Raw genomic sequence first — 18,121 nt, forward strand, 5'->3', positions numbered from 1 at the left:
CGCTCGCCACGATGTCCTGCATAAAACCTTTCATCTCCCGAGCAAGCTTTGCTCCCACAGGTTTGCTGCTTAACTGACTGGCATTCGCCGCCAGGCGCTGCTTTTGTGGCGAGGGAGCTTGCTCCCGCTGGGCTGCGAAGCGGCCCCCTGCATCTGGAAGACGTACTGCAGGAGGGAGGCTGCGCCTCCAGCGGGAGCAAGCTCCCTCGCCACAGAAGCGCGCTCGCCCCGATGTCCTGGATAAAACCTTTCGCATCTCGCCGTGGTCACTGGAAGAGGACCTTCAGGGCGCACGCGGCAGGCATGGCGACATCCAATAATTTCGCGAAACAGTGGTTCGATGCCCGCGGATGGAAGCCATTCGCCTTTCAAAAGCAAGTATGGGCCGCGGTCAAGCGTGGGGAGTCCGGGCTGTTGCATGCCAGCACCGGTGCCGGCAAGACCTACGCCGTGTGGTTTGCCGCCCTCAACCGCTTCGCCCGCTCGACACCGCCGCCGGACAAACCGCGCAAACGCAAGCCGCCAACCGAACCGCTGACAGTCCTGTGGATCACACCGATGCGCGCTTTGGCGGCCGACACCGGCAAAGCCCTCGAAGCGCCCCTGGCAGACCTGCAACTGCCGTGGAGTGTCGGCCTGCGCACCGGCGACACCAGCCCCAGTGAACGCGCCCGCCAGGGCCGGCGCCTGCCCACCGCGCTGATCACCACGCCCGAAAGCCTGACCCTGATGCTCGCCCGAGCCGACGCGCACGCTGCCGTCTCGACCCTGCGCATGGTGGTCGTGGATGAATGGCACGAGTTGCTCGGCAACAAACGGGGCGTGCAACTGCAACTGGCCCTGGCCCGCTTGCGGCACTGGCACCCCGAACTCATCGTTTGGGGCGTGTCCGCAACCCTGGGCAACCAGGCCCACGCCGAGCAGGTGTTGATCCCGCAAGGCAACGGCGCCAGCGTTCAGGGCGCCAACGGCAAGGCGCTGCAGGTCGACACGCTGCTGCCTCCGGCCCTCGAACGTTTCCCATGGGCTGGGCACATCGGCCTGAAGATGCTGCCCAAGGTCGTCGCCGAAATCGACGCCAGTCGCAGTTGCCTGGTCTTCACCAATACCCGGGCGCAATCGGAAATCTGGTATCAGGCCATCCTCGAAGCAAGGCCCGACTGGGCCGGGCTGATCGCCCTGCACCATAGCTCGCTGTCCCGCGGCACCCGGGATTGGGTGGAGCGTGCGTTGAAGGACGGCCAGCTCAAAGCGGTGGTCTGCACGTCGAGCCTGGACCTGGGGGTGGATTTCCTGCCGGTGGAACGGGTGCTGCAGATCGGCTCGGCCAAGGGTGTGGCGCGGTTGATGCAGCGGGCCGGGCGCTCCGGCCACGCACCGGGGCGGACCTCACGGGTGACGCTGGTGCCGACCCACAGCCTGGAATTGATCGAAGCCGCTGCCGCCCAGGACGCGGTGGCCCAACGGCGCATCGAACCTCGCCTGTCACCCCACAAACCGCTGGATGTCCTGGTGCAGCATTTGGTGAGCATGGCCCTGGGCGGCGGCTTCGTTCCCGACGAACTGTTCGCGGAGGTGCGGGGGGCCTGGGCCTATCGCGACCTCAACCCGGCCGAATGGGCCTGGGCCCTGGCCTTTGTGCGCCATGGCGGTTTGTCACTGACCGCCTACCCCGATTACCGACGGGTCGAGCCGGACGAACACGGGATCTGGCGAGTCCCCGATGCGCGCCTGGCCCGGCGCCACCGCATGAGCATTGGCACCATCGTCAGCGATGCCAGCCTGCAATTGAAATTCTGGAGCAAGGGCGGCGGCGGCAAGACCCTGGGCAGCGTCGAGGAAGGTTTCATCGCTCGCCTGCGCCCCGGTGACGGTTTCCTGTTCGCCGGGCGGCTGCTGGAATTGGTCCGGGTCGAAGACATGACCGCCTACGTGCGGCGCAGCCAGGCCAAAAAGGCCGCCGTGCCGCGCTGGAACGGCGGGCGCATGCCACTCTCCAGCGAATTGGCGGCCGCTGTCGTGGCCCGTTTGAGCGAAGCCGCCGCCGGCCGCTTCGAGGGGCCGGAGATGCAGGCCGTGCAGCCCTTGCTGACGACGCAGGAACGCTGGTCCGGTTTGCCCACGCAACACACCCTGCTGGCCGAATCCCTCAAGTCCCGGGAAGGCTGGCACTTGTTTCTCTACCCGTTTGCCGGGCGCCAGGTTCATCTGGGCCTGGCCAGCCTGCTGGCCTGGCGCGTCAGTCGGCAACAGCCGGTGACGTTTTCCATTGCGGTCAACGACTACGGCCTGGAACTGCTCAGCGCCACGGCGGTGGATTGGTCGCACGTCCTGACCCCGGGCCTGCTGAGCGTCGATCACCTGCTGGCCGACGTGCTCGCCAGCTTGAACGCTGGGGAACTGGCCCTCAGGCGCTTTCGCGAAATCGCCCGGATCGCCGGGCTGGTCTTCGCCGGCTACCCCGGTGCGCCAAAAAGCACCCGGCAAGTCCAGGCCTCCAGTGGCTTGTTCTTCCAAGTGTTCAAGCAATACGACGCCGACAATCTCTTGCTGGCCCAGGCCGGGGAGGAAGTCTTGCGTGAGGAATTGGATATCAATCGTTTGGAGCAGACTTTGCAACGCCTCAATACCTTGAAGCTGGACCTGCACAGGATCAAGCGCCCCACCCCGCTCGGCTTCCCGCTGCTGGTGGAGCGGTTCCGGGAAAGCATGAGTTCGGAAAAACTCGCCGACCGCATCCGGCGGATGGTCAACGAGTTGGAAAAGACCGCCGATCGCGGTGACGCCTGATGCCCGCGCCTTATCCCGTCAACCTCGCGGGGGAAGAACTCTGGCTGCTCCCGGAAAAAGCCCTGTACTGGCCCGCCCAGGAAACCTTGATGGTGGCCGACGTTCATTTTGGCAAGGCCGCCGCCTATCGCAGCCTCGGGCAACCGGTGCCCCACGGCACCACCGCCAGCAACATCGCGGTGCTGGATGGGTTACTGGCCAGCCTGGCGTGTCGACAGCTGATTTTCCTCGGGGATTTTCTCCACGGCCCGGGTTCTCACGCGCCCGGCACCCTGAAGGCCCTTTCCGATTGGCGTGCGCGATATTCGCACCTGGCCATGACGCTGATTCGCGGCAACCATGACAAGCGCGCCGGCGACCCACCGCCGGAGCTGAATATTCGCGTCGTACCGGAGCCGCTGCTGCTGGGCCCGTTCGCCGTGCAACACGAGCCCACCCCGCACGCCAGCCGCCATGTGCTGGCCGGTCACGTACACCCGGTCTATCACCTGAGCGGCAAGGGCCGGCAACGGCTGCGCCTGGCCTGTTTCCGCCTGGGTAGCGAGATCAGCCTGCTACCGGCCTTCGGTGCGTTCACGGGCGGCTATCGAGTCGATCAGGACAGCGATTGCAGGATTTTTGTCATTGGCGATAACGAAATATGGCCTGTGAGCTGAAAGCTTCAAGCTTCAAGCTTCAAGCCAAGCTACATGCGCCAACTTGCAGCTTGCAGCTTGTAACTTGCAGCTGATTTCATGCCACCGGCGCAGGAGGCGGCTCGTCCGGCAGGGTGGGTTCGCCAGGTTCGGTAGGCTGTTCGTTAGGCGTATCGGGATCAGGCTGGCCGGGGATGCCGCCCGCCGCTTCGGCAGGATGGGCCAGCAATGACCAAGCCATGACACCGATCTGATTGGGCTCAAGCCTTGCCAGTTCGGCACTGATTCGCGGATCGATCTTCATAGAGCAACTCCTGAGCGAGGGCCCGCTGCGCTGACGCAAAAAAACGGGCAGTACACCCCATAGAGTGCCTGCCCGCCCAGGAATTCCAACAGCTCGTCAGATTCAGGTACGCGGCAGGGTCACGCCGCGCTGGCCCTGGTACTTGCCGCCACGGTCCTTGTAGGACACTTCGCATTCTTCGTCGGACTCAAGGAACAGCATCTGCGCCACGCCTTCGTTGGCGTAGATTTTTGCCGGCAGGGTCGTGGTGTTGGAGAACTCCAGGGTCACGTGGCCTTCCCACTCGGGTTCCAGCGGCGTGACGTTGACGATGATGCCGCAACGGGCGTAGGTGCTCTTGCCCAGGCAAATGGTCAGCACATTGCGCGGAATGCGGAAGTACTCGACGGTGCGGGCCAGGGCGAAGGAGTTCGGCGGGATGATGCACACGTCGCTCTTGACGTCGACGAAGCTCTTCTCGTCGAAGTTCTTCGGGTCGACCGTGGCCGAGTTGATGTTGGTGAACACCTTGAATTCGTCGGCGCAGCGCACATCGTAGCCGTAGCTGGAGACGCCGAAGGAGATCAGCCGGTCGGCGCCTTCGCCACGCATCTGGCGCTCGACGAAGGGCTCGATCATGCCGTGCTCTTGCGCCATGCGGCGAATCCACTTGTCCGATTTGATGCTCATGGCGGTTTCCTGAAATAGCGAGGTGGAAAAAATACGTCCGGCATCTTACCGGGGCGCGGGGCAGGGTTCAAAGCGCGTCACGCAAATCTCGCCGATCCACCTTGATTTCCGGGTCCTGCCGGCCATCGCCCGCGCCGTCAGTCACCAAATAAGAGAAACCTTCGCAAAGACCATTGGCACATTCTGGAAAAAGGGTTAAGGTGGCGCCACTGTGTTGCTTGTGTCACTGAGAATCTCTACACGATATGTTGAATTTCGATCCAACCATCTACAAGAATTTTTCCTGCTCTTTGCACTCAGTCTCGGCCAGGGTTCTTCCTGAGTCGCAGTTATCTTTGTTCAAGGAGTTACACCATGTCTAATCGCCAAACCGGTACCGTTAAGTGGTTCAACGATGAAAAAGGCTTCGGCTTCATCACCCCACAATCCGGTGACGACCTGTTCGTTCACTTCAAAGCTATCCAATCCGACGGCTTCAAAAGCCTGAAAGAAGGCCAACAGGTTTCTTTCATCGCTACCCGCGGTCAGAAAGGCATGCAAGCTGAAGAAGTTCAAGTTATCTAACTTGTCCTTGCTTTAGTAAAAGGCCCCGCCCTCAAAAGCGGGGCTTTTTTGTGCCTGTGTGTTTTGCAGGCACAAAAAAACTGTGGGAGCGGGCTTGCTCGCGAAAGCGGTGAATCAGCAACATTCTCGTTGACTGACACACCGCTTTCGCGAGCAAGCCCGCTCCCACATGAACTTGTTGGCTAGCCTGGGGTTACCAGGTCACGCCAAACCCCGCCGTGTAGCGCGTCTTGCTCAGGTCGCTGTCCTCGGTTCCCTCGATGACATCCTTCTCTGCCTTGAGATTGAGCGATGCCCAGTCGGTGACCTTGTAGCGCAGCCCCATCTCGGCGTCATAGGCGTACTCCGCCACGCCGGACAGCGGCTTGCCCACTTCGCCGTTGGTGAAGAACTCGACGCGCTTGCCGATCAGGTAGCGGTTGTAATCCCACTTCATCGCCACGGAATAGAAGTTGTCCTTGCCGCCGTCGCGGTACTCGTAATCGGTGCGGTTGAGCAGCGAACCCAGGGAGAACGCCCCCAGTTCATCATCCCAGAACTGGTAGCCCGGACCGGTACCCACTACGCGCTGGCGCGCCAGGTCTTCGACTTTGTCGCGTTTGTAATTCAGGCGACCTTGCCAGAACCATTTGTCGGTAATGAACCGGTCGAGGGAATACTCCAGGCGCCAGTTATCGGCGGACACGACGTCATCCTGGAATTCACGGTTGTATTCGCCTTCAGCAGTGTGCCGCCATCTGCCGTGGCGTGCCGAAGTCTTGAAATCGATGTCGTAATCATCGGTATCGGCTTCCGCACGCTGGTAATCCAGCGCGGCATCGACATTGCCTTTCCACACCAGGTCCTCGACCACCGGCTTGGGCTTGAGGATCTGCTGGATACTGGCCAGCTCGACGGTTTTGGGCCCATCACCGTTGGCCAGGGTGACCTTGCCATCCTCGGCCGCTTGCAGCGCCTTGGCTTTTTCGCCGGTGTAGGCATCCTGCTTGACCAGGAGTTGCTGATCACTCTCCAGGGTCTTGACCTGTTTCCAGTCAATGGGAATCGCGCCGGCATAATCGGTCTGGATCAGCAACTTGCCGCCATCGAAAACGGTAATCTTGCCACTGAGTTTGTCCCCATTCTTCAACCAGACAGTGTCGGCAAGCAGGGGCATGGAGGCGCTGGCAACAGCCAGGCATAGCAGGGTTCTAGACAACATAAGCGATAAAGGGCTCAAGTTTGCGGTGAAAAGGCGGCATTATCCCCCAGGATGACACCTCAGCAAGGACTGACCTGTGTAGGACTGATGAGTTCATTTCTCAACCAGTCCTGTAGGAATTAATCTACAGACGGACACCCACCTCAGGAACCCCTACGTGACTGACACCCCAGCGGGCACCGAGAACGCCGCCCAGATCCGCCGCACCACCCTTTACCTGACCCTGGCACAGGTCCCGACGGGCAAGGTCGTCACCTATGGCCAACTCGCCGAAATGGCCGGCCTTGGCCGCGCGGCGCGCTGGGTGGGAAGAACCCTCAGCCAATTGCCGAACGACACCACGCTGCCTTGGCATCGGGTATTGGCGGCCGGTGGTCGGATCAGCCTGCCGGTGGGCAGCGCCTCGGGGGATGAACAGCGCGCACGCCTGCGCATGGAAGGAATCAGTATCCTGAACAATCGTGTTGATATTCAGCGCCATGGCTGGCGCCCGGTAGAGCACAGCGGTTAGAGTGCGCGCTTTGTTTTCGCAATTTTTGAGGCAGACTCCAGCCCATGCCCCGTAAAACCTGGCGCGCCGCCCTCGCCGCCTATGCCAGTCCCTCGACGCTCGTGCTGTTGCTGCTTGGCTTCGCCGCCGGCTTGCCATACATGCTGGTGTTTTCCACGCTTTCAGTCTGGTTGCGCGAAGCCGGCGTGGCCCGCGAAACCATTGGCTACGCGAGCCTGATCGGCCTGGCGTATGCCTTTAAATGGGTCTGGTCGCCGCTGCTCGACCAATGGCGCCTGCCGCTGCTCGGCAAACTGGGGCGCCGTCGTTCATGGCTAGTGCTCTCCCAGGCGCTGGTCATTCTCGGCCTGATCGGCATGGGCTTCTGCGACCCACAGAAACACCTGTCCTGGTTGATCGCCATCGCCGTGATCGTGGCCTTCGCCTCTGCGACGCAGGACATCGCCGTCGACGCCTACCGCCTGGAGATCGCCGACGACACCCGCCAGGCCGCCCTCGCCGCCAGCTACATGTCCGGCTACCGCATCGCCGCGCTGCTGGCCACCGCCGGCGCCCTGTTCTTCGCCGAAGGCTTTGGCTCCACCGGTTTCAGCTACAAACACTCGGCCTGGGCCGGCACCTACCTGTTGTTCGGCGTGCTAATGGTCCCGGCGCTCCTCACGTCCCTGTTCATGCGCGAGCCACCGGTACCGCTGCGCACCCAGTTGCAGGCCGGGCGCTACACGTTTGTCCATCAGTTGGCGTCGGTATTCGTACTGATCGTGCTGCTGGTCTCCGTCCCGGCGATGTTCACCCAACTCTTCAACACCGACTTCGCCAGCGTGCTGTTCGAGGGCGTCAGCCTGCTCGACCTGCTGCTCGAAGACCGCGCCTTCCTGCGGGCCATCCTCTATACCCTCCTGACCGCCCTGTGCCTGTCGGCCATGGGCCGGCGCGGACTGGCGCCAGTGCTGACGCCGATCAACGATTTCATCCTGCGTTATCGCTGGCAGGCCCTGCTGCTGCTCGGATTGATCGCAACCTACCGGATGTCCGACACGGTCATGGGCGTCATGGCCAATGTGTTCTACATCGACCAGGGGTTCACCAAGGACCAGATCGCCAGCGTCAGCAAGATTTTCGGGCTGATCATGACCCTCGTCGGCGCCGGCATGGGCGGCTTGTTGATCGTGCGTTTCGGCATCCTGCCCATCCTGTTCATCGGCGGTGTCGCCTCGGCCGCCACTAACATCCTCTTCCTGATGCTCACCGACATGGGCGCCAACCTGCAGATGTTGATTGTCACCATTTCCCTGGACAACTTCAGCTCCGGCCTGGCCACTTCGGCGTTCGTCGCCTACCTGTCGAGCCTGACCAACCTGAAATTCTCCGCCACCCAATACGCCTTGCTCAGCTCGATCATGCTGTTGCTGCCGCGTTTGATCGGTGGCTATTCAGGGGTGATGGTGGAGAAGTTCGGCTACCACAATTTCTTCCTCATCACCGCCCTGCTGGGCGTGCCGACCCTGTTGCTGATCGCCTTGCACTGGTTCCAGGAGAACCGTCGCCAGGACTCGGCACCCGCCGAGGAACCGGCGCCCACCCGCCCCGCGGAAGAGTCGTAGGAAATTTCAGAAAACACCGGGAAAACCGGTGTCCGCACCTGGCGACCGGCCACGCGCCTGTACGCCAGGGCATCTCGCCCGTACAATGCTCCGTCACTTCTCGTCATCAGCAACCGACAACGGCCAACCATGCGCACCAGTCAATTTTTGCTCGCCACACAAAAAGAAACGCCTTCCGATGCCGTCGTGATCAGCCATCAATTGATGCTGCGTGCCGGCATGATCCGCAAACTCGCCTCGGGCCTGTACACCTGGCTGCCGATGGGCCTGCGGGTCATGCGCAAGGTGGAAGCCATCGTTCGCGAAGAGATGGACGCCGCCGGCTCCCTGGAAGTGTTGATGCCGAGCACCCAGCCGGCCGAGCTGTGGCAGGAGTCGGGGCGTTGGGAAGAATACGGCCCTGAGCTGCTGCGCATCAAAGACCGCCACGGTCGCGACTTCTGTGCAGGCCCGACCCACGAAGAAGTGATCACCGACCTGATGCGCAACGAGTTGAGCAGCTACAAGCAGCTGCCGATCAACCTGTATCAGATCCAGACCAAGTTCCGTGACGAGATCCGTCCACGCTTCGGCCTGATGCGCGGTCGCGAATTCATCATGAAGGATTCCTATTCCTTCCACGCCGACCTGGCCTCGCTGCAGGTCACCTATGACCGCATGCACCAGGCGTACTGCAACATCTTCACCCGCCTGGGCCTGAAATTCCGCCCGGTTGAAGCCGACAACGGTTCCATCGGCGGTGCCGGTTCCCACGAATTCCACGTGCTGGCCGAGTCCGGCGAAGACGACATCGTTTTCAGCAACGGCTCCGACTACGCCGCCAACATCGAGAAAGCCGAAGCCGTGCCACGGGAAACCTCCCGCGCCGCGCCAACTGAAGCGTTGCGCCTGGTGGACACGCCGAACGCCAAGACCATTGCCCAGTTGGTGGAAGGCTACGACCTGCCGATCGAGCGCACCATCAAGACCCTGATCGTACGGGCGGAAGAAGCCGGCAAGTTGATTGCCCTGATCGTCCGTGGCGACCACGAGCTGAATGAAATCAAGGCCGCCAACCAGCCAGGCGTTGCCAGCCCGCTGGTCATGGCCACCGACGCCGATCTGCGCGACGCCATCGGCGCCGGTGCCGGCTCCCTCGGCCCGTTGAACCTGCCACTGCCGATCATCATCGACCGTTCGGTGGAGTTGATGAGCGACTTCGCCATCGGCGCGAACATTGATGACAAGCACTACTTCGGCGTGAACTGGGAACGCGACCTCCCGGTTCCAACCGTCGCGGACCTGCGCAACGTCGTGGCCGGCGATCCAAGCCCGGACGGCAAGGGCACCCTGGAAATCAAGCGCGGCATCGAAGTCGGCCACATCTTCCAGCTGGGCGACAAGTACAGCAAGGCGATGAAATGCGAAGTGCTGGGCGAGAACGGCAAGCCGGTCACCCTGCAAATGGGCTGCTACGGCATCGGCGTTTCCCGCGTGGTGGCCGCCGCCATCGAGCAGAACAACGACGAGAAAGGCATCATCTGGAGCGACACGTTGGCGCCATTCCAGGTGGCCCTGGTGCCACTGCGCTATGAAACCGACCTGGTGCGCGAAGCCACCGACAAGCTCTACGCCGAACTGACGGCCGCCGGCTTCGAAGTGCTGCTGGACGACCGCGACAAGAAAACCAGCCCCGGCATCAAGTTCGCGGACATGGAACTGATTGGCATCCCCCATCGGATTGTCGTCAGTGACCGTGGCCTGGCCGAAGGCAACCTGGAATACAAGAGCCGCACCGAGGCCGAGCCGCAAGCGCTGCCGGTCGACGACGTGTTGTCGTTCCTCCAGGCCCGTATCCGCCGCTGACACCAGATAGAGACGTCATGTTCAAGCGAAACACCTTAGGCCTCGGTGGCGCCGCCCTGTGCGGCGCCCTGCTGGTCAGCGGCTGTGCCAACCAAATGTCGCAACGCAGCGAGCACGAAGAGCGGGTCGAGCGCAAATTGCTCGACCACAGCCTGCAGATCGACGTGGGCGAACCCAAGGTGCTCGACCTGCCGCAGCGTCGGGTGCGCATCAATGAGCAGAAGACCTTCGAAGTCACTGAGTTCGAGGTCACCCGCCATTATGATCGCTACACGCCGTACCAACCCTGGCGGGAAATCTACGAGATCCCCCTGGGCGCGGTGGCCGTCGTGGCCGGTGTCGGTGCGAACGTGGTCAATGTGTTCGCCCTCGGCAACTTGCCGGACACGGCGACCCGTGACTGGATCAGCTACGGTTTCGCCGGGCTCAACCCGTTCATGAACGTCCCTTCCCATGGCCGCGCCCAGCAGAACCTGGCGGGCATCGACGAAGTCCAGCGCGACAAGCGCACGGAACACTCGAGCCTGCCCTGGAGCGAACGCCCGGTGGAGGTCAAGGCCGCCCGGCAGACCTTCGAACTGAGCACCGACCGTAACGGCGTGCTGCGCTTGAACCTGCTGGAAAGCCCGTTCGCCGAACAGGACCTGAGCCAGTTCGGCAAATTGCAGATCAGCGTGACGGATGCCCAGGACGAGGTGCACACCGACTCATCCCTGAGCATCAGCAGCACCTTGCGTAGCAAGCTGGTGGAAGCCCACGCGCTGATCTACGACGACCTGGAAGACGACGAGGTGAGCCAGTGGGTCCATCGGGTCAGGCGCCTGTCGGAGCTGGGACTTGAAGAGGAAGCCAGTGAACTGGAACAGAGCCTGATCGAACTGACGCGCAACGATCCGGAGCTGCAGACCGAGTTCATGAAAGCCTTGACCAAGGATGGCGGACGATTGGTGGCGGATCCGGGCGCTCACTGAGCCCAGTCTGGATGGGGCAATCTCTCTTGTGGCGAGGGAGCTTGCTCCCGCTGGGCTGCGCAGCAGCCCTGAAACCTGCCACCTCGGTATGTCAGATACGTTGAGTAGCAGTTTTGGGTCCGCTACGCGGCCCAGCGGGAGCAAGCTCCCTCGCCACAAGAGCAAAAGGCATGGCCTTCATCAGCCAAGCGACAGCCTCACCGCTCAAACAACTCCAACTGCTCAAACCCACCCCGCAAGTCTTCCAGCCGCACCCCGATCCCCAATAACCGCACCGGCTTGCCGCCCCGGTTGAACGCCTGGGTCAACAACAACTGGTAACTGCCCAAGTCACGCCCTGCCCCGGCCTGCTCCAGCGTGGTCTGGGTGAAGTCGTGGAACTTCACTTTGACGAACGGCTTGCCCGGTCGATAACTGCTGTCGATCCGGGCCATGCGCCCCCTGAGGGTTTCCATCAGCTCCGGCAGTTTGTCGAGGCAGCTCACCAGGTCGGGCAAGTCGACATCGTAGGTATTCTCCACGCTGATGGACTGCCGCCGGCTGTCGTTGTGCACCAGACGCTCATCGATCCCACGGGCCAGGCTCCAGAGCCGCTCACCGAAACTGCCGAATTCGCGCACCAGTGCCAACTTGTCCCATTCACGCAACTGCAGGCAATCGTTGATGCCGAGCCGGTTCAGCTTATCGGCAGTGACCTTGCCAACGCCGTGGAGCTTGCTGACCGGCAGGGCCGAGACAAAATCCTCGACCTGATCCGGGGTGATGACAAACAACCCGTTGGGCTTTTTCCAGTCACTGGCGATCTTGGCCAGGAACTTGTTCGGCGCGACGCCGGCGGACACAGTGATGTGCAATTGATTGGATACACGCCGGCGAATGTCCTGGGCGATGCGGGTGGCGCTGCCGCCGAAATGGTCGCTGGCGGAGACGTCCAGGTAGGCCTCGTCCAGGGACAGCGGCTCGATCAGGTCAGTGTAATCGCTGAAAATCGTATGAATTTCCTTCGACGCTTCCCGATAGGCCTCCATCCGCGGCTTGACGATGGTGAGGTCCGGACAGAGCTTCAAGGCGTGGCCGGAAGACATGGCCGAGCGCACGCCGTAGGCCCGCGCTTCGTAGTTGCAGGTGGCAATCACACCCCGCCGATCCGCCGAGCCACCCACAGCCAAGGGCTTGCCGGCCAGCCGCGGATCATCGCGCATCTCGATAGCGGCATAAAAACAGTCACAGTCGACATGGATGATTTTACGTTGCGTCATAGCGGAACAGGGTGTGCGACGAATCGGGCCACCAGTATCGCACCGGCACCTGTATATAGCACCAGTAGTTTGAAAGATCCATCGTTAAGGCCCGAAAACGCTTACACAAATTTACTTCTTCAATCGCAATGAACCGCCCAATAGAGCGCCAACCCTTGCCAGGCCTGCGTCACAGCGTTGTCACAATGCCTTTTACAAGGCTAAGCGCTTGAAGCGGAACAGTTTTTTTGAACACCAGGCTTGACAGCTGCTCGATCCTCTGTAGAATGCCGCCACACAGACGCGGGATGGAGCAGTCTGGTAGCTCGTCGGGCTCATAACCCGAAGGTCGTCGGTTCAAATCCGGCTCCCGCAACCAAACATCAAAAAAGGCTACTCGAAAGAGTGGCTTTTTTTGTGCCTGATCGTTTTTTGACCACTCGATCAGAGAGACGCCGCCTACGACACCCCACGCGCCCCAGGTTGTAGGACAATTTTCTTTAGATTCCGAGCATTTAGCCAGGCAAGGGACGGATCAGTGGTTTATTTCGCCCCTTCGCCTTTTAACGGTTGACACCCGGGCGTTCGCCTGTAGAATGCCGCCACACAGACGCGGGATGGAGCAGTCTGGTAGCTCGTCGGGCTCATAACCCGAAGGTCGTCGGTTCAAATCCGGCTCCCGCAACCAAATATCAAGAAAGGCCACTCGAAAGAGTGGCCTTTTTTGTGCCTGATGAAAAAAGGCTTCATTACAAATATTTTGTAATTATTTTCTACCGCAGGGATTGGTAACTTCGCTGGTTACCCCCATCCTGTCGCGCATAGCTCAAGAGGTGATTGATGCGCGCCCACTCGTCAGACCCGCAAGACTCCGTTACTGCGACACAACCGATCAAGGCCGAGCGACTGCGCTGGCTGGATCGGATCAGTCAGTACCGCCAGCCCATCGGTCTCGCCGTCACGCTGCTGCTATTTGCGATTGCATTGATTGCCTGCCGCCACTTGCTGAGCGAGCTCGATCTCTACGCTCTGCACGACTCGATTCTGGAAGTGCCCCGGCCCGCCCTGCTCGGCGCGATCGCCGCCACGGTCGTCGGCTTCATCCTTCTCCTGGGCTACGAATGGTCCGCCAGCCGCTATGCCGGTGTGACGCTGCCACCGCAAACCATGATCCTCGGTGGGTTCACGGCGTTCGCCATTGGCAACGCCATTGGCCTGTCGCTGCTGTCGGGCGGCTCGGTTCGCTACCGCCTATATGCGCGCCATGGCCTCGGGGCATCGGATGTCGCCCACATGACGCTGTTCGCCAGCCTGTCCTTGGGCTGTGCGTTGCCGCCGTTGGCCGCCTTGGCAACACTCAGCAACCTGCCCGCCGCGTCTGCCGCGCTGCATTTACCTGCCGCGTTGCTTGGGGCGATTTCCGTGGCCGTGCTGCTGCTCACCAGCGCCTTGGCCATCGGTATTTACCGTCGGCGCCTGCCAGAGCAGCCCCATCGGGACAGCCTTCTGGTAAAGGCCGGGCGTCGCACCCTGCGCCTGCCAGGCCGGCGCCTGACCTTCCTGCAACTGGTAATTACCGCGCTGGATGTGGCCGCGGCCGCCACGGTGTTGTATCTGTTGCTGCCCGAGGCACCGCCGTTCGGCGCCTTCCTGCTGGTGTACTTGCTGGCGTTGGCCGCCGGGGTGCTCAGCCATGTGCCGGGCGGAGTCGGGGTATTCGAGGCGATCCTGCTGGCCGCGTTTGCCGACAAACTCGGCGCCGCCCCCTTAGCCGCGGCGCTGTTGCTGTACCGCTTGTTCTACGTGCTGCTGCCAATGCTGGTGGCCTGCGTGTTGCTGCTGATCAATGAGGCACAACGGCTGTTCCAGACGCGCCAGACCCTGCGGGCAGCCTCGGGGCTTGCCGCGCCGATCCTGGCGGTACTGGTGTTTCTCTCCGGTGTGGTGCTGCTGTTTTCCGGCGTGACACCGGAAATCGACACCCGCCTGGAGCACATCGGTTTCCTGATTCCCCATCGGCTGGTGGACGCTTCGCACTTCGGTGCCAGCCTGGTGGGCGTGTTGTGCCTGCTGCTCGCCCAGGGCCTGCGCCGTCGCCTGTCGGCCGCCTGGATGCTGACCACGGTTTTGCTGCTGGTGGGCGCCCTGCTCTCGCTGCTCAAGGGCTTCGACTGGGAAGAAGCCACGCTGCTGACGCTGACGGCGGCCTTGCTGGCAGTATTCCGGCGCTCCTTTTATCGTCCAAGCCGCCTGACCGAATTGCCCTTCTCCCCCCTGTTCCTGATCGCCAGCCTCTGCGTCCTCGGCGCGTCGATCTGGTTGTTGCTTTTTGCCTACCAGGACGTGCCCTACAGCCATCAACTTTGGTGGCAGTTTACCCTCGATGCCGACGCCCCTCGCGGCTTGCGCTCCCTCTTGGGAGCGGCCGTGCTGTTGGTGGTGGTGTCGCTCACCTGGCTGCTGCGCACGGCACGGCCGGTGATCCATTTGCCGACGGCAGGAGAACTGGAACGGGCCAAAACGGTCCTTATGGCATCGTCGCAACCCGACGGCGGCCTGGCCCTGACCGGTGACAAGGCGCTGCTGTTCCACCCCAACGACGAGGCATTCCTGATGTATGCCCGCCGTGGTCGCAGCCTGGTGGCGTTGTATGACCCGATCGGCCCTACCCAGCAGCGGGCCGAAATGATCTGGCAGTTCCGCGACCTGTGCGATATCCACCATGCTCGTCCCGTGTTCTATCAGGTGCGCGCCGAAAACCTGCCCTACTACATGGACATCGGCCTGACGGCCATCAAGCTGGGCGAGGAAGCACGGGTCGACCTCAAGCGTTTCGATCTCGAAGCCAAGGGCAAAGAGATGAAGGATTTGCGCTACACCTGGAACCGCGGCACCCGTGATGGCCTGTCGCTGGAGATCCACGAGCCAGGCCAGGCGCCGATGGACGAACTCAAGGTCATTTCCGACGCCTGGCTGACCGGCAAGAACGTGCGGGAAAAAGGTTTCTCCCTGGGGCGTTTCAGCGACGACTACCTCAAGCATTTCCGCATCGCAGTGATTCGTTTCGAGGGCCGGCCGGTGGCGTTCGCCAACCTGCTGGAAACCCACAGCCACGACCTGGCCAGCCTCGACCTGATGCGTGCCCACCCCGAGGCGCCGAAACTGACCATGGAATTCATGATGGTCGGCCTCATCCAGCATTATAAAAACCATGACTACGCCCGCTTCAGCCTCGGCATGGTCCCGCTGTCGGGCTTGCAACCGCGGCGCGGCGCACCCTTGACCCAGCGCCTGGGTTCAATGGTGTTCCGCCGTGGCGAGCAGCTCTATAACTTCCAGGGGCTGCGCCGCTTCAAAGACAAATTCCAGCCTGACTGGGAACCTCGTTACATGGCCGTGCCCGCCGGACTCGATCCGTTGGTAGCGCTGGCCGATACTGCCGCCCTGATTGCGGGCGGCCTGACTGGACTGGTGAAACGCTGATGATGCAACGCTCCTGGCGATACGTAGTGGCCGCCCTGCTGGTGCTGGCGGTGATTCTCGGTGGCGGTTACTGGCACTGGAACCGCCCGGCCCCACAACCCACCCTGGAACAACTGGCGCCCGCCGATGGCGCAGCACTGACCCGGGTCACCCCCGGCGCCAAGGCGCTCGCTCGGGTACTGGTGGCGGTCAATGAAGACCAGAAGCTCAGCGACACCCAATTAACGACCCTCAGCCGCAGCGGCTCGGCGCAGATCGTCCAGGTGATCCTGCCCAAGGACTGCATGCTGCAAGGCCGTGCCCTGCAAGCCGGCCTGAGAGAACTGCAAGGCCCGGCCACATTGGTCAGCGGCATCGGCCCTGGCGCCGTGCTGGCCTGGCGTTGGCTGGCCGAGCAGAAGGACGACAAGGCCAAGGCCGTGTCGGTGGACCTGGCCCTGGAAAAACCCGGCTGCACCCACCTGTTGCCTAAAAGCGCAGCCCATGGTCATTGGCTGGTGGCCTGGAACGACAACCCCGACGACACCAGCGCCGGTTTCGTCAGGGATCAAAAAAACGCCGAAACCAGCATCAGCGACTACGACATCAACCTGCCGCAAGTGCTGAACAACGAGCTGCGCAAGATCCTGGTGGGCACCGACAAGGCCAAGGGCGGCCTGAGCATTCCCGTGGTGGAAGTGCCTGCCAGCCAGGCGCGGGATACCGTGACCCTGTTCCTCTCCGGAGACGGCGGCTGGCGTGACCTGGACCGCGATGTAGCCGATGAAATGGCCAAGATCGGCTACCCAGTGGTCGGCATCGACACCCTGCGCTACTACTGGCAGCACAAGAGCCCTGAGCAGAGCGCGGCGGACCTGACCGAGCTGATGCAGCACTACCGGCAGATCTGGGGCACCAAGCGCTTTATCCTGACCGGCTACTCCTTCGGCGCCGACGTGTTGCCGGCGATCTACAACCGCCTGCCGGCCACCGAACAACAGCGGGTCGACGCGATCATCCTGCTGGCCTTCGCCCGCACCGGCAGCTTCGAGATTGAAGTCGAAGGCTGGCTCGGCAACGCCGGCACTGAAGCCGCCACCGGCCCGGAAATGGCCAAGCTGCCAGCCGACAAAGTGGTGTGCATCTACGGCGGCGAAGAAGCCGACGAAAGCGGCTGCACCGACAAGACCGCCGTAGGGGAAGCCATCAAGCTGCCTGGCGGCCACCACTTCGACGAAAACTACCCGGCCCTGGCCAAGCGCTTGATCGATGAGATCAACAAGCGCCAGAACAAGACAGCCGAACAGTAAACAGATACCAGCCTGACAAAAGCCCCGGCAGCCTTACGGTTGCCGGGGCCTTTTTGTACCCGCCCGGCTTACACACAACCCTCTGTGGGAGCGGGCTTGCTCGCGAAGGCGGCGTGTCAGTCGACATCATCGCCAACTGGCACGCCGCCTTCGCGAGCAAGCCCGCTCCCACAAGGTTCGCCTGGCGCCGACATTGTGTAGCTCATAAAAAAGCCCCCGCTACCGCAAGGCAACGAGGGCTTTTTAAAGACGACGTTCTGCCGCGTCGTACACTTCCTTATCCCGCCGAGCGCCAACGACCACGATCAACACCTGAATCGCTTTCCCGTCGACCCTGTACACGATACGGGTATCACCTGTTCGAATTCTTCGACATCCCGCCAGGCTGGCTCTGAGCGGCTTACCGGTTTTGTCCGGTTCACCATTCATAATCCGCGCTTCGATGACATCGAGAACCCGGTTCGCGGCCGCCGCACCCAACTGATCCAAATCGTCTTGAACCTCCGGATGGTAAATAACACCCCAAGCCATTCACCGCTCCTTCAGTCGTTTTTGGCGTACCGTGCCCGCATATCCCCATGGCTAATAGCCTTGGCCTGGTCGAAACCGATCAGGCGCTCGCGAGCCGTCGCTTCGACGCGAAGGTTTTCCAGCTCATCGAGCATTTCCTGATAGGCATCGACGTTGATAATCACTGCTGCCGGCTCATTGTCCTTGAAGATGACCAGCTTTTCGGTTGCACGGCTCGATACTTCCTTGAGCTTCGCGCTGAACCCCCTGACCATTGCCGTAACGGATACTGCTTGATCAGCCCGCTCCAGTAACGCTGCCATGTCTTACCTCCTGCCGCATGAATACTGCATATCTTTATACATACCGTGATGCGCAAAGTGTTGCGCGACAACGTGTATAAATCAAGTTGAAAAAAATCACCCGACCAATTGCTGTATTGAAAAGACACCCCCATAAAAAAGCCCTCGCCGCCGCAAGGCAACGAGGGCTTTTTTGTTTTCCTGG

At 61.7% G+C, this 18,121-nt stretch carries 15 protein-coding genes and 2 tRNA genes; 11 read left to right on the top strand and 6 right to left on the bottom strand.

Annotated elements, in window-relative coordinates:
* Positions 1-303: 303 nt before the first annotated feature.
* Together J3P88_RS24105 and pdeM are read left to right on the top strand one after the other, a co-directional pair.
* On the top strand, positions 304-2,790 hold the full coding sequence (locus tag J3P88_RS24105; protein WP_434572010.1) for a ligase-associated DNA damage response DEXH box helicase: 2,487 nt from the start codon (positions 304-306) through the stop codon (positions 2,788-2,790).
* On the top strand, positions 2,790-3,446 hold the full coding sequence (gene pdeM / locus J3P88_RS24110) for a ligase-associated DNA damage response endonuclease PdeM (protein WP_186708401.1): 657 nt from the start codon (positions 2,790-2,792) through the stop codon (positions 3,444-3,446). Before J3P88_RS24105 ends, pdeM begins: the two co-directional genes overlap by 1 nt.
* Positions 3,447-3,522: 76 nt before the next feature.
* Here pdeM and J3P88_RS24115 read toward each other — a convergent pair whose 3' ends face one another.
* Both J3P88_RS24115 and dcd read right to left on the bottom strand, forming a co-directional pair.
* The gene (locus J3P88_RS24115; RefSeq protein WP_041022879.1) at positions 3,523-3,729 is read right to left on the bottom strand and encodes a hypothetical protein; all 207 of its coding nucleotides are present in this window, start codon (positions 3,727-3,729) and stop codon (positions 3,523-3,525) included.
* 102 nt (positions 3,730-3,831) lie between these two features.
* Entirely contained in the window at positions 3,832-4,398 is a 567-nt protein-coding gene (dcd, locus tag J3P88_RS24120; RefSeq protein WP_003184751.1) for a dCTP deaminase, read from the bottom strand.
* 354 nt (positions 4,399-4,752) lie between these two features.
* Here dcd and J3P88_RS24125 point away from each other — a divergent pair, with 354 nt between their 5' ends.
* The gene (locus tag J3P88_RS24125) at positions 4,753-4,962 is read left to right on the top strand and encodes a cold-shock protein (protein ID WP_002554837.1); all 210 of its coding nucleotides are present in this window, start codon (positions 4,753-4,755) and stop codon (positions 4,960-4,962) included.
* A gap of 193 nt (positions 4,963-5,155) precedes the next feature.
* Here J3P88_RS24125 and J3P88_RS24130 read toward each other — a convergent pair whose 3' ends face one another.
* Positions 5,156-6,163, bottom strand: coding sequence for a DUF481 domain-containing protein (locus J3P88_RS24130; protein ID WP_186731077.1), 1,008 nt, complete (start codon positions 6,161-6,163; stop codon positions 5,156-5,158).
* Positions 6,164-6,320: 157 nt separating this feature from the next.
* Here J3P88_RS24130 and J3P88_RS24135 point away from each other — a divergent pair, with 157 nt between their 5' ends.
* The 4 genes from J3P88_RS24135 to J3P88_RS24150 all read left to right on the top strand — a co-directional run bounded on the left by J3P88_RS24135 (position 6,321) and on the right by J3P88_RS24150 (position 11,094).
* Positions 6,321-6,674 carry an MGMT family protein gene (locus J3P88_RS24135; RefSeq protein WP_434572014.1) on the top strand — a complete coding sequence of 118 codons (354 nt, stop codon included), beginning with the start codon at positions 6,321-6,323 and terminating at the stop codon, positions 6,672-6,674.
* Positions 6,675-6,718: 44 nt separating this feature from the next.
* Complete coding sequence (locus J3P88_RS24140; RefSeq protein ID WP_186708395.1) at positions 6,719-8,278, top strand: AmpG family muropeptide MFS transporter; 1,560 nt, start codon at positions 6,719-6,721, stop codon at positions 8,276-8,278.
* A 129-nt stretch (positions 8,279-8,407) separates the two neighbouring features.
* Positions 8,408-10,123 carry a proline--tRNA ligase gene (locus J3P88_RS24145; protein ID WP_186731079.1) on the top strand — a complete coding sequence of 572 codons (1,716 nt, stop codon included), beginning with the start codon at positions 8,408-8,410 and terminating at the stop codon, positions 10,121-10,123.
* Positions 10,124-10,140: 17 nt separating this feature from the next.
* Entirely contained in the window at positions 10,141-11,094 is a 954-nt protein-coding gene (locus J3P88_RS24150; protein ID WP_434572017.1) for a hypothetical protein, read from the top strand.
* A 197-nt stretch (positions 11,095-11,291) separates the two neighbouring features.
* Here the strand turns inward: J3P88_RS24150 and dinB are convergent, their stop codons facing one another.
* Entirely contained in the window at positions 11,292-12,353 is a 1,062-nt protein-coding gene (gene dinB, locus J3P88_RS24155) for a DNA polymerase IV (protein WP_186731081.1), read from the bottom strand.
* Between the two features lie 281 nt (positions 12,354-12,634).
* Between dinB and J3P88_RS24160 the strand changes: the two genes are divergently transcribed.
* From J3P88_RS24160 to J3P88_RS24175, 4 genes are all read left to right on the top strand, one after another.
* A tRNA-Met gene (locus tag J3P88_RS24160) sits at positions 12,635-12,711 on the top strand.
* Positions 12,712-12,943: 232 nt separating this feature from the next.
* Positions 12,944-13,020 (top strand) — tRNA-Met (locus J3P88_RS24165).
* Between the two features lie 152 nt (positions 13,021-13,172).
* Complete coding sequence (mprF, locus tag J3P88_RS24170) at positions 13,173-15,815, top strand: bifunctional lysylphosphatidylglycerol flippase/synthetase MprF (protein WP_434572019.1); 2,643 nt, start codon at positions 13,173-13,175, stop codon at positions 15,813-15,815.
* Positions 15,815-17,104: a virulence factor family protein gene (locus tag J3P88_RS24175; RefSeq protein ID WP_434572021.1), complete on the top strand. Its 1,290-nt coding sequence runs from the start codon at positions 15,815-15,817 to the stop codon at positions 17,102-17,104. Before mprF ends, J3P88_RS24175 begins: the two co-directional genes overlap by 1 nt.
* Before the next feature lie 243 nt (positions 17,105-17,347).
* Here the strand turns inward: J3P88_RS24175 and J3P88_RS24180 are convergent, their stop codons facing one another.
* Positions 17,348-17,635 carry a type II toxin-antitoxin system RelE family toxin gene (locus J3P88_RS24180; protein WP_434572023.1) on the bottom strand — a complete coding sequence of 96 codons (288 nt, stop codon included), beginning with the start codon at positions 17,633-17,635 and terminating at the stop codon, positions 17,348-17,350.
* An 11-nt stretch (positions 17,636-17,646) separates the two neighbouring features.
* Positions 17,647-17,937, bottom strand: coding sequence for a type II toxin-antitoxin system Phd/YefM family antitoxin (locus J3P88_RS24185; protein ID WP_434572024.1), 291 nt, complete (start codon positions 17,935-17,937; stop codon positions 17,647-17,649).
* Positions 17,938-18,121 lie beyond the last annotated feature (184 nt).

Origin of the sequence: Pseudomonas sp. Z3-6 (assembly GCF_051131985.1) — a bacterium.
Lineage (GTDB): Bacteria > Pseudomonadota > Gammaproteobacteria > Pseudomonadales > Pseudomonadaceae > Aquipseudomonas > Aquipseudomonas zanjanensis.